Genomic DNA, 16,247 nt, shown 5'->3' on the forward strand with positions numbered 1-16,247 from the left:
ACTTGTCCATATTTTGTTTTTCCTGTTTTTTCCCTTGCTCCTTTTTTTCATTGCTTTCTTTAATATAGCCTTTCAATATATTTCATAACCCAGTTGTCAAACCAGCTTTTCTGTTTCTTTAATTCCTTTTTCAGGATCCGGATACATTCCCTGCAGGTATCCTTTTCCTGAAGCTGTATTTTGTGCTGGCTGAAAGCCGCCTTCTGCCCAGCCTGATAAACCTGCTGATACAGCTCCTCTGCCCTTTTTGAATACCCATTCTCTCCCCTGTTATAAAGATCCTCTGCGTATCCGGCCATTGCACAAAGGGCTTTCTTATCATCTCTGCTTAAAAACCGTTTCCTGCGCCTGTATGAAACACGTATCCGAAGCATAACCACAGTAAAAATAAAAAGCACGCAGAAGCCATCAAAAACAGCCAGAAAAAGAAGGAAAAACTTTTCTATTCCAAACAAGGCAAGCTTCAGACTCCAATGAGTCTGTATATTTTCCTCTTCCTGCATGGTCTGTGTTTCTTCTGGCACAGCCTTTGCCTGTCTGCCCTTTGCCTCCAGGCCTGTTTTCAGGTCAGCCTCTTCCATAACCCCATAATATTCGGGAGTCATTTCCACGGGTATCCATCCAAGTCCATCAATATAGATTTCTGTCCAGGCATGGCCGTTTTTACCCGGGATATTAATAGTATCTTCTGATGTCTTATCCTGAATGTCAGAAGGAGTGACCAGATATCCTTCCACATACCTGGAAGGAATGCCATAATATCGGAACATTAAGGCAGCTGCTGTTGCAAAATGTACACTATAACCAATCTTCTTATCTTCCAGAAATTCACGGACAAAATCACCACTTTTGCTGTAAGGATCTGCAGCACTGCTGTATGTCATATGCTTTTCCAGATAAGCTCGGATCCTGGTAATGGCTGTATAGTAATCCGTATGTCCCTGATTTCTGTCTCCTGCCTCTCCCAGTTCCTGCTTAAATAAATTTTCAAGAGCTTTTGGCAGCTGCAGGTCATTGGCGTAAACAAAAGCATTATAATAGCTTTCCGCCTGCCTGTATCCCGAATCTTTCCCTGAAGCAAGAAGCTGGTATATCTGCGCCCCCAGGTCTGTAAACTGGCTGGTAAGAGGCTGAACAGTGGTAAAAGAATAGTTTCGCTGGCCCCAAAATCCTTTTGCGCCAACTGTACTGTCTGCCAATCCATCCTCTCCCTGACATCCTTCCGGAAGCAGCTGCATTTCATAGGGTGTATAAAGATATCGGCTGTCCGCAGCCAGATTATTTACGCTGACCTTCTGGCTGCTGATGCTGGTATCTGTAAGCCTGGCGCCACTGGCAAGCTGTGTTTCCCCATAAAAGCCTTTCTCATGCAGCCAGTAAAAAAGATTACGTTCCTGATAAGCACTGGAAGGATCTATGCTTTTCCAGCTGCTGCCATCATACCTGGAGCCCACAAAGCCACGCAGGTACATGGGCTGAGGCTTTTCCATGGAGATCCTGAGAGCTGTTTCATCAGAACCCGTCCAATTTCCTGTATTTTTCAGATTTCCGCTAGTAAGACCATTTAGCTTGCCCTTTTTGAAACGAAGATCATACAAGGCTTCTCCTGCTTTTTCCTTTGCATCAGACACAACTTGCAGATCCTGATATTCTTCCTGTGGAAGCATTCTTACAAGGATCAGGCCTGCAGCCAGGATCACAGCTGCCAAAAAAAGTATCCCCTCCCCAAAAGCCAGGTTCTGTACAAGGGTATCCTTGCCTGTGTGCATCCGGATCAAGCCAAGCACCAGTGAAAAATAAAAAATAACAAAAAGATCAGGATCCGGGAAACTGCCTGTAAGAACCATAAGCACCACAGGCGCCAAACCATACAAAACCAATATCAGGCTGATCCTCCAGTGAAAAAACAGATATCCTGCTGCTCCGGCAGCTATCCCAAGGCAGACCAGAAAAACCGTTGCTGCCAATTCCGTATCCACATCTGTGACAGTCTGATACCGTACAAGATAAATCCCGGCACTGCTCCCAAGCAGATCTGCCCCTTTATTCCAGAATACCACAGCTCCTGCCAGTAAAAACCTGCGAAAGAAAAAAATGCCGGTTCCTGCGATCAGAAAAAGCAGGATTTCTGTAATCTGTCTGCCTTTTTTCATAGTTCCGGCAAATAAACAGACCAGCGCCGTAAAAAACACACTGCATAAAAAAGGCAGTCTGTCTGCGGCCCCTGTAAGCATTTCAAGAAGCAAGAATATCCCTGCCCCGCAAATCCCCAGGATCAGTCCAGCTTCCAGCAAAATACCGGGCAGCTGCTGTCTGTATTTTGTTTTTTGTTTTTGTCCTGGCATTGTAAGCCAAACTTCCATGTAATCTGAACTCCTTCGCTGTCTGAGCCTTTGCCTCCGCACTTCAGGACAGTAACCTGTCCCCTGTTTTTCAGAAACTGTGCAGAGATATCCTCTGGTTCCCCTGTAAGATAGATATACTCTGCAAATCTTACTGTACCTGGATTTTCCAGATATTTCCGTACAACTACCGGTTCATCTTTAGTTCCTGTGCTTTGCAGGAAAAGATAAAGAACTCTTTCCAGATCTTCCCTGGTACCGATCTTCTGTATATGTATCCTTCCTGCAGACCTGTCAAAAACCCCAGCCTGGCAGGAGATCTTACGTTCCATAAAGTCTTCCAGAATTGCAGCAAATACTTCAGCTGCTGCTTCTGCTCTTAATGGGTTTCTATCTTTCTGAAAGCTTTCTGCCAGAAGCAATACTGTGTCATCTACAGGATAGCTTTTTTCCCGGATCATCACGTCATCCAACTTGCCTGTAAGCTTCCAGTGAATCTGACGGATATTGTCCCCTGGCCTGTATGACCGGATATCATATGTTTCTCCAGGATCATCACCGGGACGCATCCCTGAATAGCGGAAGCTTTCCATGTCAAAGCTCTCTCCCAAAAGAAAAGAAAAGCTTTTTTTCTGTCTGTCAGGCATAACTACCACTTCCCTACTTTCTTTTGTCTGCCTTTTTCCTGAAAAAATATGGAAAAGATCCTGGCAGTACCATTTTCCAAAAGTAAAGGCAACACATCCGCACCATCTGCTTTCCCCCTGAAACTCAATGATCTGTTTGCCTTTACTTTGTAAGGAAAAGCTTATGGGAAGCCATCCTTTTTCTCCAGTCAGTGTATTTTCCCACCACAGCTTTCCTTTTCCTGCAAAAACAGGAATGGCCGAAAGATTCCGAACCTGCAGCTCCCCTGTGAATTCCCTGCCTCTTTCTGCTGCTCTTGGCAGTTTGATCTGAACCTGCAGCTTACGTCCTGTACAGATCAGAAGAATTCCGGACATTACAAACGCCACACAGGAAATCAGAAGCAAAGCCATATACAGATATTCCCCTGTAAATACTGATGCAGCCGCCATGCCCGCCAGCCACAGAAGCCAGATCAGCCTGCTTTTCATCATCCGTCTACCCTTGGCACAGGCACCTGTAAAAGGATCTGCTCCAGGATCTGTCTTGGACCTTTGTCCTCATACCTGGCTTTGGTATCCAGCACCATCCTGTGACCTGCCACATCTGCGAATACTGCCTGTACATCCTTTGGCACCACATAATCCCGTTTCTCCATAAAGGCATGAGCCTTGGCCATACGCATCAAAGCCAAAGTACCTCTGGGGCTTAAGCCTAAGGTGATCAACTCATCCGCCCTGGTAGCCTCTGCAAGAGAAACGGCATAGTCCAGCACTGCATCGGATACATATACCTTTTGTACCTGCTCCTGAAGGGAAAGCAGTTCTTCTCTTGTGAGCACAGGTGCTGTATGTTCCAGCGGGTTTTCTTTTTGTCTGTCACGAAGCAGTTCCACCAGGCTGTCATGATCCGGGTACCCCATACTCAGGCTGACCATAAAGCGGTCCAGCTGGGATTCCGGCAAAAGCTGTGTACCAAGGGAGCCTACCGGGTTTTCGGTAGCGATCACCACAAAGGGCTGCGGTACAGGATGGGCTTCCTGATCAACTGTTACCCTTCCTTCTTCCATAACCTCCAGAAGCGCAGACTGGGTCTTGCTGGAGGTACGGTTGATCTCATCTGCAAGAAGCATATTGCACATCACTGCCCCAGGTCTGTAAAGGAACTGGCCAGAAGCTTTGTCATACATTGTAAATCCGGTTACATCTGACGGCACCACATCCGGTGTAAACTGGATCCTGTTAAAATCCATACCCATCAGCCTGCTTAAAGCCAGAGCTGTGGTAGTCTTTCCTACACCGGGTACATCCTCCAGCAGGATATGTCCTTTTGCCAGCACTGCCATCAGCATTTTATCTGTGATCTGTTTTTTACCTTTTATGATTTTCCCAAGCTGTTCCTGCAGCAGGGTGATCTTATCAGCCAATATCCTTTCCTCCCTCTATTTGTTATCGGTCATATTATATAAGCTGTTTTGCTTTTCCTGTAATCTGTGATAGGCTGCCAGGGCACAGAAAGCCTGGTCAGTTGCCAAAGGATCTGCCTCTCCCTTGGGAATATGGGCAAAGCCTCCATCACCCGTTGAAAATTCCATCAGTCTGTCGTAAAGACCCTTCCCGTCTTTTTTAAACCGGCTGTCTTCATTACAGTCCACCCCATGTGTGGAAAGGGCGATCACTGTCTGGGAAATGGATTCTGAGCTTTTTGTACCATATGCAGTGTATCCTCCATCCTTATCCTGGGCATCAGCCAGGAAGGTGATCCCTTTTTCTATGGTTTCTTTTACATCCTTATCCTGCTGATAAGGCTCCAGGCAGGTCAGTGCCATTGCTGTGATATCCACATCTGCTGTATCTGCCTGATCACTCAAAGAAAAACCGCCTTCCGGTTTTTCTTTTTCAAGGATAAAATCCAGATATTGTTTCTCAAGTGGCCCATCCACATCCAAGCGGTCTGCATTCAGGGCAAGAAGTGCAAAAACAGCGCCGTTCAGTCCTTGGGAAACCACGGTGTCATAATCCTCCAAAGCCTTTGTCAGATCATAGCCTGCAACATCTTTCGGATCATCCCCGATGGCTGTCAGGGCAAGGATCGCCCTGGAATATTCCGTATAACGGTTATCGCTTAATACGCCTTCCTGTTCCTTTACTCTTTTTTCCAGGTTGGCTCTGTATTTTTCATAATAATTATCCTCCACCTTAGCACCTGATCTGGCAAGTGCCAGCACCGTCCACTCTCCTCCAAGAGTATTAGATTCAGGAGAAGTAACCGTTTCCATTTCATAAGCAGCTGTTTTCTTAATAGCATCCTGTGGTGTTTTGCTGCTCTTCCCACATCCTGTAAGCATTACTGCCCACAGCCCGGCTAGCAGAAGCCATTTTCTTATTTTATATTCTCTCACCATTATAAGGCTCCTCCTTCCAGTGCTCTGATCTTTTCCCAGCATAGCTGTGCATCCTCTTTTTTCATACATTCAATAGTCCATGTCCGTTCTTCTGTAAGGGGAAGGTTTTCCAGAACCTGCTGATAAGGCAGATTTCCCCGTCCAAGACCTGTATGGGCATCTCTGTCCCCAAGGTTGTCATGTACATGCACATGGGTCACATAAGGTGCAAGGGCTTTCGCCCACTCCCGCACATCCACAGACGAATAGCAGTGTGCATGTCCAATGTCCAGGCAAAGCTTAAAATTAGGGTGATCTACTTTCTTGTATACATCTAACAGTAATTCCCAGTCATCATCAAAAACATTCTCAAGCACAATTTCCAGTTCCTGCCTGCCGTCCATAAATTCACTGAAAAACCGTGACACCTGATCTGCCCAGCCCTGTTTATAATATACATACGGATTCATTCCGGAATGAAAAACGATCTTTCTGGCTCCAAGAAACAAACCAGCCTGATAGCACTGGTCAAACCGCTTCATAGTTACTTCCCGTACCAGTCTGTCATAGGCCGCCGGATTCACATCCAGGAAAGGACCATGGAGAATCAGTTCCCTGGTTCCCATCTTTTTTAATTTTTCCCTGTATACATCTATGGATTCAGAAAAATGATCCAGGTTATCTGCAATTGAAAAGTCAATGCTTTCTACTCCCATCCCGGACTGACGGATCAACTCCTCCATCTGGTCATCCGGAAATAAATGGCTGATATATATCATATATTAGTTTTACCTCATTTCACCGCTGTATAAGCCCGTATTTTGCCTTGATCCTTTCCAGCTTTGTAAGCAGGGGCCGGCTCATGATACACAAAAAGACCACTGTAGATGCTGCATGTACCAGATCTACCGGAAGCCCCGAAATATAAAAAGCCAGCAGGCTTTCCTTTGTAATATGCCCATAGGCCATAAGGATGCTGGCCGGATTCATGATCCCGCCATAAATCAGCACTACGCTTAGAAAACCATAAATACAAAGATCTGCCTTTCTGGCCTTCAGGATTCCTTTTTTATACAGGATTCCTGCAAAAAATCCAATGATTCCAAAGGAAAACATCTGCCATGGTGTCCATGGTCCCTGTCCCATAAACATATTGGAGATCAGCATGATCAGACAGCCTACCAGAAAACCTGCCTCGCCTCCAAAAGAAATCCCGGTAAGGATCACAAAGGCAGCCACAGGCTTAAAGCTTGGCACCATGAAAAAAGCAGCCCTGCCTGAAACTCCAAGTGCAGCCAGTACAGCGATCACCATGATTTCCCTTGCCTTTGGCTTCCTGCCTTCAAACACCATAAAAAAGGGCAGCATAGCCGCAAATACAACGATCAGGCTGCTGATCATATATTTCTTCCCATGGAAGATCCTCACGGACAGATATAACAAAGCAGGCACGATCAGCAGCATCAGCACAAGGGCAAACCAGGTGCGGCGCCCTACCTTACCATCTTTTTCCATCTGTCTGATGATCAGTCCGTCTGTTGGCAGCTGATATTCCTCCAAGTTCTCTTCGGCTTCACTGCTATTCTCTCTTGAAGCCGGTTCTTCCCCAGGTATTGCAAGAAAGCTGTCCAGGAAATGGTCTAATTCCCGTTCTGTAAGCATGCAACCACATCCTTTCCAGTTATTGCATATGGAAAATATTGTCTTGCCATCCGGTTAGCTGCTGTTGTATAGAAATTATTCCCTGCAAAAAAGCTATTTACATCATTCTCAGTTACAATATTTCCTTCAAAAAATAATCCTACACGATCTGCATACTCTGCAACAAATTCTATATCATGTGAAATCATAAATATAGTCATTCCATGAGATTGAAGCTTTTTCAATATTTTTCCCAGTTCTTCCTTATATTCTCCGTCCATTCCCTTTGTTGGCTCATCCATCAGAAGTACCTTTGGCCGCAGAAGAAGCACCTTGGCAAGGGCAAGTCTTTGCTGTTCTCCGCCGCTTAAATCATAGGGATGACGTTCCAGAAGACCTTCCAGCTTTGTCAGGCTTACTATCCCTTCAATTGCTTTTTCTTTTTTCATTTGGGACTGGTATTCCAGAGACATACGCTCCTTCTTCCCTCCGATCACAGAATACAGATCCTCCAGTACCGTCTTCTTCAGGAATATACTTTGAGGATTCTGGGGAAGCACTCCCAGACAGCCAAAATACAGTTCTTTATCCTTATAAGAACGAAGATCTCTGCCATAAAGGCGAATCCTTCCTCTGTACGGCTGATTCACCCTTGACAGCAACGATAAAGTGGTGCTTTTCCCTGTACCATTTCCTCCTACAAGTGCATAGAATTCCCCTTTATTGATCTGCAAGGAAAGATCCCTGACCACATCCTGGCTATCCTTTTCATACCGGAACCACAGATCTTTTGCCTGGATGGCAGGCTCTGTCGAACCTGAAGCTGCCTTCGTTTTCTTTATACCTGTAGGGATCTGGGGATGATCTTTTACATACTCACCCAGCCATTTTCTTCCCTGGCTTACGGTAAGAGGGCATTCTCCTGTTCCTTCCACTGCACTGAAGATCTGTACAGGCACAGGCATGGAAAGAAACATTCCCTTATCAGCATCATGAAGACCAGCTCCAACCTCTCCTGGTGTTCCCTGCATCTGGATCCGCCCATCCGCCATTACATACACCTGATCTGCATATGGAAGGATCTCCTGCAGCCTGTGCTCCGTCAATATCACAGTAGTGCCGATATCCCGGTTGATTTTTTTTACTGTTTCCAGAAAGTCAGAGGCTGCAATCGGATCCAGCTGGGAGGTTGGCTCATCCAGGATCAAAAGAGAAGGATGCATTGCCATAACAGCAGCCAGATTCAGAAGCTGCTTCTGTCCCCCTGACAATTCTGATACATTTTTATAGAACCACTGGTGGATGCCAAAATAGCTGGCCATCTCTGCCACACGAAGCCGGATGGTTTCGCTGTCATAGCCAAGACTTTCCAGACCAAAAGCCAGCTCATGCCATACTTTATCGGTAACGATCTGATTATCCGGATCCTGCATCACAAACCCGATCTCCTGGCTTTGTGTCCTGTGATCTGTTTCAGCCAGACTTTTCCCTTTATAGAGGATCTCCCCTTGGGTTTTCCCATAAGGAGCAAGTGCTGATTTCAGGTGACGTAAAAGGGTACTTTTCCCACATCCACTTCTGCCGCAGATAATGTTTAAAGTGCCCTCTTTGATCTTCAGCTTTGTATGATCCAGTACCCTTTTGGAACTGTCAGGATAGGCAAAGCAAAAGTCACATATCTCCACAATATTCATAAATCTTATCCTTCCTGTTCCAGTTCTTCATAGATCCGCCGGTAGGTCATACCAATATCCGCACCTGCATGCTTTCGGCTGTTTTTCAGATGTATCTGTTCTGTAAACTCCAGGATCACAGGTAAAAAACAAAAAAGTCCATAACACAAATAGGTGGCAGCAGTTAACAAACTGCCCGCCGATACCGGAGACGTCCTGCCCTGGATCGTAAATCCAGCCAGCAGGATCCGTGGGTTATATGAGGCATAAGCTGCCCCTTTAGCAATGCCCACAGTAAAAATCATGGACAAAAAGGCCATGACTGTCCCAAGGATCTTATCTCTGTTTGTAAACCTGTATATGGAAAAAGCAGTCCGTTCTGGAAGGCCATACCCTCGGCTTTTCATGGAATCTGAGGTTTCAATGGCATTCTCCAATGCCCAGGTGATCAAAATAGACAAAATATTCAGCCCATACCGGATACGCCGGAATAAATTGCCTTCAGATACATCTCTGCCCATCCCTTTCTGTCCATTACGGATCACCTTTAGCTGGTGCAAAAACTCCGGCACAAAGCGAAGAGCCATGGATAACACCAAGGACAGAGCAGGAATGATCCTGCCAAACAAATAAACAAACTTGTCGCTGGTCATTACCTGATTGTAACAGGAAAACCATTGTATCACCACAAACATCACCGTCCCAAGTACCACGCCGTATACCAGCGCTTCAAGAGTCACCCAGTTCCCGCTGCTTTCTATATAATAAAGCATGGTAACACCATAATGGTTGAACATAGGATTCAGAAGGGCAATGATCAAAAGGGCAGGCAATGTAAAAAGAAAGCTTTGTCTCAAGGTCTTTCCTGCTCCATTCAGCAGTATCCCATAGCTTACAGCCCCGGCATAGGAAACTGCAAGAATCAGCGGATGCTGACCGAACATGGTAAATATGAGCACAACAGCAAAATAAAAGAAATTCAGCAGCGGATGACACCTGGAAAAGGTATCCGCTGCCTCAAAGGCTTCAGCCTTCCTTTCGGTCTTCTTCACAGATATACTCCCTTTTTAATTCGTATTCATCACAATAAGCGTCTATTTTACTGCCCTTTCTGCATCGGATGGTACAGCTTTTATTCACGATCCAGGGACCAATATACTCAGGATCATGGAAAATATCCAGATATTCCAGCCTGCTGCTGCCATGAAATACCCAGCGTCCCAGCGTTCGCACACTTTGGGGGATCCTTACATGACGCAAGTTCTTACATCTAAAAAATGCGCTATCCCCAATCTCAACCAGTCCTGGCGGCAGAACCAATTCTTCAAGCCCACAAAAATAAAATGCCTGCTCTCCAATAAAACGCAAAGAGGAAGGAAGCTGGATCTTCTTAAGCTCCTTACATCTGTAAAAAGCCATCTTATCGATCACACGCACGCTTTTAGGCAAAATAATTTCATTCAGCCGTACACAGGAATCAAAAGCACCCTCTGGTATAGCTGTACATCTGGAAGGCTGTGAAAAAACAACTTTCTTCAGATTATTACATTCTCTGTATGCCTGTGCTCCAAGAATTTCCAAGGATGAAGGAAATACTGTCTGCCGCAGATTATGGTTCTCTGCAAAAGCACGCTTTTTGATCTCTTTTAATGTATTCGGGAATTGTACGGATTTGCGGAACTGGCATCCTTCAAATGCCTGCCTTCCAATGATCCTGCATTTAGGCGGAAGTATTACCTCTTTGATCTTTCCATTACCCATAAAACACTTGTCATCAACAAAGACATATTCAGGCGGGATCACCCCACACTGTTCTTTTTCCTTTTTGGTATCCTGAAATGTATAGGTACGGGAGTCGAATCTTAATGTATTCCATCCCGGTTCATTCTGATCTATGTACATATATAAGCTGGTTTCTCCTGGAATTTTATCGTTACTTTGCACTCTGTTAAAATGTATTCCCAGTACCTCCGATGACAGCAACTGGGATATTGCCTGTGAATAGTACAAATAAGTAACAAAAACAGAGCCCCACGATCTGCTGTGAGCCTCTGTCCTCTTAACAACGTGTTGGATATGCTGACTCAAAATGCCTCTGTGGCATTTCACACAGTGAAACGGTTCCGGAATCTCACCGGATTTCCTTTAACAGGTCACGCCTGACCTGACCACGCCTGGTAATTTACAATTTTTATATTATATCATTTCGTATTTTTAGTGTCAATAATCAGACTACTTTGCTTCCGCCGGAATAGGACCCCACTCATTAAGTCCCAGGCTTTGTCTGTACCTGGCCTCCTCCATGGTAAGCTTCGGTGTATCCTGAGAAAGATAATCAAGGAGCTCATCTATTCCTTCCCGGGTCACATTGTTCACAAGGAAAATCCGTTCACAGCCGGCATTCTCCAGCCACTGGCGTACCATAGGGATATTGGCATAAGGGGAATCGATCTTCGTGATGATCCCAATAAGAGGACGCAGAATAAAGGACTGGCATCCTTCCCCGAAAAGATTAAATGGCTCGTCTGCGGCCTGTACGATCCCTACTACATCTGCTTCAAAAGAAAAACAGGCCAGACCTACGCTAAATCTCTTGGACTCCGCATATTCTCCCGGGGAATCAATGGTATCCTCATCTGACTTTGTATACTGGGTCTTTTTGTAATGAAGCTCTTCTCCTTTCAGAGCCTGGGTAAGGGATGTTTTCCCGGCTTCACTTCTGCCCATCAAAAATAATTTTCTCATACTGTCTCCCTAGCTTCTGTGAATGGAACAGGTTTTAAAATCCAGAACTTCATCAAAAAATTTAACTACTGATTCTACAGCTGTCTGCACCTGGCTTAACCCTCCGGTAATGATCACAGAGCCACAGAACCTGTCCATAAAACTGATCTGTATATCTGCACTTTTCACTGCCACATCAGCAGCTACCACAACTGCCTCCCAAGGGGTAAAACGGATCATGCCAATGGATTCCCCTGTATGGTCTTCCCCTTCATGGACGCCGATATGAAGCCCCAGGTTCTGGTAAATACTGGTCTGGGAAGAGCTGATAATGTGTGCCAGACATACTTCCTTGCCCGGTACCCTTACCCGGGTCATACGCAGCTTTTTCCCTTTCAGCTTCTCATAGTCTTCATGGAAGATCCGCTCCAGAAGCTCTTCTTTCGTCATTGAACTCATGGAACCACTTCCTATCTTTTTGTAATATTGCAGACAACGTATCCCAGGGTGTCCCTGAAATAATCCACGATCTCTGTCAATGCGGAGATCACATCTGAGATCTCTCCTGTAATGATCAGCGTACCTGTAAAGCGATCTGCAAATCCCAGGTATACATTGCCGCTTTTCACTGCAATGTCAGATGCGATCACTGCAGACTCCGGCGGTGTCATATTCATGATCCCAATGGCAGATGACCGGTAATCCAGCTGGGGATTCAGTCCCAGTTTCTGATAGATCACAGGTGCCGGGCCGCCCATTACATGGGCAAAGGTAATCTCCTTGCCTGCCACAGTCTCCTGTACAATTCTGATCTGCTCTTCATGTTCTTTTCCCATTTGTAAAAACCCTCTCTTTCAATGCATGTACTGCCTGCCGATCTGTGCTGACAGCATCTCTTATACAAATCGTACTATCCCCTATATCTTATGTCAAGTCGATTTTTTACGATAAAATGTAACTTGATTATTGATTATTTACGGTTGCTGCTCACAGTTCACCCCATTTATGATAATCTTTACTTATTTCACCAGATCCTTAATAACCTCTCCTGCAATGATCAGTCCTGCCACAGAAGGCACAAATGCCACAGATCCGGGGATATCTCTCCGCTCTGTACATTTATGTGCCGCCCCTGGCGGACAGATACAGTGGCTCTTGCAGCTGATGGACATATCTTCCAAAGGACGGGTTGGCTTTTCCTGTGAATAAACCACTTTTAATTTTTTAATGCCACGTTTTTTTAATTCCCTGCGCATTACCTTTGCCAGAGGACACACAGATGTTTTATAAATATCTGCCACCTGAAAAGCGGCTGGGTCCAGCTTGTTCCCTGCTCCCATACTGCTGATGATAGGGACTCCTGCTTCTTTTGCATCCATAACCAGCTGGATCTTGGCTGTTACTGTATCCACTGCATCAACCACATAGGAATACTGTGAAAAATCAAATTCGTCTTTGTTCTCCGGAAGATAAAAGCACTTATGAACATTTACCACTGCCTTTGGATTAATATCCAGGATCCTGTCTTTCATCACATCTACTTTATATTTCCCAACCGTACTTCTGGTGGCTATGATCTGACGGTTCAGATTGGTAAGGCATACCTTGTCATCATCGATCAGGTCAATGGCTCCCACGCCGCTTCGTACCAGTGCCTCCACTGTATAACCTCCAACGCCGCCGATCCCGAATACGGCTACTCTGGACTGTTGTAATTTATCCATAGCTGTTTTTCCCAAAAGAAGCTGGGTTCTGGAAAATTGATTCAGCATAATATTGTCTCTCCCTTTATTCTGTCTTACTTTCTATCATAAACCCTGATTAAAATTCTCTTAAGGCTTTCCGTAAAATATTAACATACTTTCTCATTTTTAGCAAAAAAAATCCCGGAAAATCATAAGATTTCCCGGGGATATGTGTGTAAAACAAACAGGATCAAAGATCGATGTAATTACCGTCAGCCTCTCCATTAACAACATAGTAAGCTTTGTTCTCTTCAGGCTTAACATAAACCTGCAGCTCTTTGATGTCTTCTTCTTTTTTTCCTGTCATGCCTGCCCATGCTTTCTTAACATTGGCAACGATTTCTTTTGTCAGTAGTTCCCTTCCCATAAACTGAACATAAACATCTGCAGAAACTTCCTTCTTGGCAACCACTTTCTTTGCCGGAGCTTTCCTTGCAGTGGTTTTCTTTGCAGCAGGTTTCTCAGTCTCTTTTGCTGCAGTAGTCACCTTGGCAGCCTCTTTTACAACCGGTTCTTTTGCAGGCTCTGCTTTTACTGTCTCAGCTTTTGTCTCTGCAGCTTTTACAGTTACCTCTTTTGCTGCTTCCTTAACAACAGGTTTTACAGCAGCCTCTTTTACGGTAGCCTTTGCAGCAGCCTTGGCAGCCATTGTCTCTGCTTTCTTTACGGTTCTTTTTGTAGCCATATAATAGCCTCCTTAAAAGGTGAAGATTAATTTTTACTAATCTAGGATACTACTGTTTTTTTCTTTTTTCAAGTTAGAGTTTTTTCATGTAAAAGCTGATTATCTGTTCCAAATTCAGTAATTTTGTATTTAATTTATGGATTTTCCGGTCATTATCTATAGAAATAACCATTACTTTCCAATAAATATGTGGGTGGGTTGCACATTTTTTTCTGTTTTTCAATAATTTTTCATTTATTTTGTACAGACAGTTTTTCACTTTTTGTGAATACAGAGCCTTAGAATCCGTAAAATTCAAGAATGCCGAGGCATTCTTGCTGCGAGGTGCGCGTCATGCAATTGTATGACATACTTCTCCTGCGCACCTCTACAATCCCAGATTCTCCAGATGGTCTTTCAGGTAGCTGCTCATATGCTTTTTCAGACCTGCATGCTGTGGCAGATCCAGCTCCGGATCCAGTTCCAGGATCTGCCCTCCTGCCTCACTGGCCATCTTCAGTACATCTGCATCATTATAAATATCGCCGATCTTAAATTCCATTAAGCCACTTTGACGGATCCCGAAAAGATCCCCTGGGCCACGAAGTTTTAAATCTTCTCCGGCAATAAAAAATCCATCATTGGATTTGTTCAGGATATCAAGACGCTTAGAGGTTTCTTTTTCCTCATTGCCCTGGATGAAGATGCAGTAAGACTGATACTCACCTCTTCCTACCCGGCCGCGAAGCTGATGCAGCTGAGCAAGCCCGAAGCGTTCTGCATTTTCCACCATCATCACGGTAGCATTAGGCACATTCACCCCCACCTCCACTACAGTGGTAGATACAAGTACCTGGATCTGCCCTGCTGCAAAAGCCTCCATAACAGCATTCTTTTCTTTAGGTTTCATCTTGCCGTGAAGGGCAGCTACTGTAATGTGAGAAGGCAGGATTGCTTTCAGAGATGCAGTATAGTCCGTAACATTTGCTCCATCCATCCCTTCACTTTCTTCCACCATAGGACAGATGATATACGCCTGTCTGCCTTCCTGTATCTGCCGCTCAATAAAAGAATAGGCTTTTGGCCGATATGAGGTGTCCACCACACAGTTCTTAATAGGACGACGTGCTGCAGGCAGTTCATCGATCACAGAAATATCCAAATCTCCATACAAAATAATCGCCAATGTCCTTGGAATCGGAGTGGCACTCATAACCAGTACATGAGGCGACTCACCTCTTGTTGTCAGCGCCTCTCTTTGTTTAACCCCGAATCGGTGCTGCTCATCTGTAATCACAAGCCCCAGATTCTGATAGGTTACTTTTTCCTGGATCAGGGCATGGGTGCCGATGATCACATTGGCCTCCCCTGAATCTATGGCCTGATAGATCTTGCGCTTGGATGCAGCAGTTACAGATCCAGTAAGAAGAACCGGCCTGCAAGAAATGATCTGCTGCTGGTCAAGCAGCTTCTGAAATGCTTCAAAATGCTGATTGGCAAGTACCTCCGTGGGTACCATCAGTGCTGCCTGATATCCATTTTCCACTGTAAGGATCATTGCCAGAAAAGCAAGGATCGTCTTGCCGCTTCCCACATCTCCCTGAATCAGCCTGGACATCAGGGAATGGCTGCACAGATCTCTTTCCACTTCATGCCATACATTCATCTGAGCCCTGGTAAGAGAATAGGGCAGATTATCAATAATATTCTCCGTGGTCCACACAGGCTTCATAGGAAAGGCATTCCTGGCTGTTTCTGTCTTTTCTTTCAGCTGCTGTACAGCCAGGATAAACATAAGGAACTCATCAAATACCAGCCTCTTTCTGGCAGTAAGAAGCTCTGTCATGTTCTTTGGAAAATGAATGGTCTGCAAGGCATAATTACGATCTGCCAGATGAAGCCTTTCCCTCAGGTCTTCAGGAAGAAATTCTTCTTGCAGACTTTCTTCATTCAAAGCCTGATGTACCAGCTTTATAATTGTTTTGTTGGAAAGCCCTGCAGTCAGTCCGTAGATTGGCTGAAGGCTGTGCAGGATCTCTTCATAAGCGCCATGGGTAAAAATCTCCGGGTGCTCCATCAAAAGCCTGCCCTGCTTCCAGACTGCACGACCACGAAATACAAAGCTGCTGCCTCTTTTTAAGGTAGAGCGAAGATAGGGCGTATTAAACCAAGTCACAGGAAGCTTTCCTGTGGCATCTGCAATGGTAACTGTCACTATCTGCAGATTTCGCACTTTATTTACATATACGCTGGAAATAACCGTACCAGAAACAGCGGCAGTCTCTCCCTTGGAAAGACTGCCGATGGTAACAGGTTCTTCATATGCATCATAATTTCTCGGAAAATATTCCAGAAGATCCTCAGTTGTGATCACACCGATCTTCTGAAAAAGCTTTTCTGTTTTATCCCCGACTCCCTTCAGACTGCGGAGTGGTTTCATCATTGTCC

15 protein-coding genes and 1 riboswitch are annotated in these 16,247 nt (G+C 45.0%); all 15 genes read right to left on the reverse strand.

Annotation, left to right across the window (positions count from 1 at the left end):
- Window positions 1-59: 59 nt before the first annotated feature.
- Window positions 60-2,363: a DUF3488 and transglutaminase-like domain-containing protein gene (locus tag AB5916_RS03650; RefSeq protein WP_368189290.1), complete on the reverse strand. Its 2,304-nt coding sequence runs from the start codon at window positions 2,361-2,363 to the stop codon at window positions 60-62.
- Window positions 2,276-3,463: a DUF58 domain-containing protein gene (locus AB5916_RS03655; RefSeq protein WP_368189292.1), complete on the reverse strand. Its 1,188-nt coding sequence runs from the start codon at window positions 3,461-3,463 to the stop codon at window positions 2,276-2,278. The genes AB5916_RS03650 and AB5916_RS03655 overlap by 88 nt, the downstream gene beginning before the upstream one ends.
- Window positions 3,460-4,395: an AAA family ATPase gene (locus tag AB5916_RS03660; RefSeq protein WP_368189293.1), complete on the reverse strand. Its 936-nt coding sequence runs from the start codon at window positions 4,393-4,395 to the stop codon at window positions 3,460-3,462. The genes AB5916_RS03655 and AB5916_RS03660 overlap by 4 nt, the downstream gene beginning before the upstream one ends.
- 15 nt (window positions 4,396-4,410) lie before the next feature.
- Entirely contained in the window at window positions 4,411-5,373 is a 963-nt protein-coding gene (locus AB5916_RS03665) for a prenyltransferase/squalene oxidase repeat-containing protein (RefSeq protein ID WP_368189294.1), read from the reverse strand.
- Complete coding sequence (locus tag AB5916_RS03670; protein WP_368189295.1) at window positions 5,373-6,131, reverse strand: sugar phosphate isomerase/epimerase family protein; 759 nt, start codon at window positions 6,129-6,131, stop codon at window positions 5,373-5,375. The genes AB5916_RS03665 and AB5916_RS03670 overlap by 1 nt, the downstream gene beginning before the upstream one ends.
- A gap of 19 nt (window positions 6,132-6,150) precedes the next feature.
- Window positions 6,151-7,014, reverse strand: a complete 864-nt coding sequence (locus tag AB5916_RS03675) for an ECF transporter S component (RefSeq protein ID WP_368189296.1) — start codon at window positions 7,012-7,014, stop codon at window positions 6,151-6,153.
- Window positions 6,993-8,687: an ABC transporter ATP-binding protein gene (locus AB5916_RS03680; protein ID WP_368189297.1), complete on the reverse strand. Its 1,695-nt coding sequence runs from the start codon at window positions 8,685-8,687 to the stop codon at window positions 6,993-6,995. The genes AB5916_RS03675 and AB5916_RS03680 overlap by 22 nt, the downstream gene beginning before the upstream one ends.
- Window positions 8,688-8,692: 5 nt before the next feature.
- Window positions 8,693-9,718, reverse strand: a complete 1,026-nt coding sequence (locus AB5916_RS03685; protein ID WP_368189298.1) for an energy-coupling factor transporter transmembrane component T — start codon at window positions 9,716-9,718, stop codon at window positions 8,693-8,695.
- Window positions 9,693-10,568: a leucine-rich repeat protein gene (locus AB5916_RS03690; RefSeq protein ID WP_368189299.1), complete on the reverse strand. Its 876-nt coding sequence runs from the start codon at window positions 10,566-10,568 to the stop codon at window positions 9,693-9,695. The genes AB5916_RS03685 and AB5916_RS03690 overlap by 26 nt, the downstream gene beginning before the upstream one ends.
- 149 nt (window positions 10,569-10,717) lie before the next feature.
- Window positions 10,718-10,854: riboswitch (cobalamin riboswitch) on the reverse strand.
- Window positions 10,855-10,898: 44 nt separating this feature from the next.
- Window positions 10,899-11,411 carry a EutP/PduV family microcompartment system protein gene (locus AB5916_RS03695; protein ID WP_368189300.1) on the reverse strand — a complete coding sequence of 171 codons (513 nt, stop codon included), beginning with the start codon at window positions 11,409-11,411 and terminating at the stop codon, window positions 10,899-10,901.
- A 9-nt stretch (window positions 11,412-11,420) separates the two neighbouring features.
- Entirely contained in the window at window positions 11,421-11,849 is a 429-nt protein-coding gene (locus tag AB5916_RS03700; protein WP_368189301.1) for a BMC domain-containing protein, read from the reverse strand.
- Window positions 11,850-11,860: 11 nt separating this feature from the next.
- Window positions 11,861-12,226: a BMC domain-containing protein gene (locus AB5916_RS03705; RefSeq protein WP_158422782.1), complete on the reverse strand. Its 366-nt coding sequence runs from the start codon at window positions 12,224-12,226 to the stop codon at window positions 11,861-11,863.
- A gap of 183 nt (window positions 12,227-12,409) precedes the next feature.
- Window positions 12,410-13,162: a ThiF family adenylyltransferase gene (locus AB5916_RS03710; protein ID WP_173726587.1), complete on the reverse strand. Its 753-nt coding sequence runs from the start codon at window positions 13,160-13,162 to the stop codon at window positions 12,410-12,412.
- 163 nt (window positions 13,163-13,325) lie between these two features.
- Complete coding sequence (locus AB5916_RS03715; protein WP_158420368.1) at window positions 13,326-13,820, reverse strand: DUF6465 family protein; 495 nt, start codon at window positions 13,818-13,820, stop codon at window positions 13,326-13,328.
- 367 nt (window positions 13,821-14,187) lie between these two features.
- The gene (recG, locus tag AB5916_RS03720) at window positions 14,188-16,242 is read right to left on the reverse strand and encodes an ATP-dependent DNA helicase RecG (RefSeq protein ID WP_158420367.1); all 2,055 of its coding nucleotides are present in this window, start codon (window positions 16,240-16,242) and stop codon (window positions 14,188-14,190) included.
- Window positions 16,243-16,247: the final 5 nt, after the last annotated feature.

Origin of the sequence: Blautia sp. 1033sp1_1033st1_G9_1033SCRN_220408 (assembly GCF_040929965.1) — a bacterium.
Taxonomy (GTDB): Bacteria; Bacillota; Clostridia; order Lachnospirales; family Lachnospiraceae; genus Blautia_A; species Blautia_A ammoniilytica.

Bases quoted from the DNA above. Each gene is read 5' to 3' on its own strand.
- AB5916_RS03655 (WP_368189292.1), bottom strand. From the start codon at position 3,463: ATGATGAAAAGCAGGCTGATCTGGCTTCTGTGGCTGGCGGGCATGGCG.
- AB5916_RS03690 (WP_368189299.1), bottom strand. From the start codon at position 10,568: ATGTACATAGATCAGAATGAACCGGGATGGAATACATTAAGATTCGAC.
- recG (WP_158420367.1), bottom strand. From the start codon at position 16,242: ATGATGAAACCACTCCGCAGTCTGAAGGGAGTCGGGGATAAAACAGAA.
- AB5916_RS03715 (WP_158420368.1), bottom strand. From the start codon at position 13,820: ATGGCTACAAAAAGAACCGTAAAGAAAGCAGAGACAATGGCTGCCAAG.
- AB5916_RS03650 (WP_368189290.1), bottom strand. From the start codon at position 2,363: ATGGAAGTTTGGCTTACAATGCCAGGACAAAAACAAAAAACAAAATAC.
- AB5916_RS03670 (WP_368189295.1), bottom strand. From the start codon at position 6,131: ATGATATATATCAGCCATTTATTTCCGGATGACCAGATGGAGGAGTTG.
- AB5916_RS03675 (WP_368189296.1), bottom strand. From the start codon at position 7,014: ATGCTTACAGAACGGGAATTAGACCATTTCCTGGACAGCTTTCTTGCA.
- AB5916_RS03710 (WP_173726587.1), bottom strand. From the start codon at position 13,162: ATGCTGAATCAATTTTCCAGAACCCAGCTTCTTTTGGGAAAAACAGCT.
- AB5916_RS03705 (WP_158422782.1), bottom strand. From the start codon at position 12,226: ATGGGAAAAGAACATGAAGAGCAGATCAGAATTGTACAGGAGACTGTG.
- AB5916_RS03700 (WP_368189301.1), bottom strand. From the start codon at position 11,849: ATGAGTTCAATGACGAAAGAAGAGCTTCTGGAGCGGATCTTCCATGAA.
- AB5916_RS03695 (WP_368189300.1), bottom strand. From the start codon at position 11,411: ATGAGAAAATTATTTTTGATGGGCAGAAGTGAAGCCGGGAAAACATCC.
- AB5916_RS03665 (WP_368189294.1), bottom strand. From the start codon at position 5,373: ATGGTGAGAGAATATAAAATAAGAAAATGGCTTCTGCTAGCCGGGCTG.
- AB5916_RS03680 (WP_368189297.1), bottom strand. From the start codon at position 8,687: ATGAATATTGTGGAGATATGTGACTTTTGCTTTGCCTATCCTGACAGT.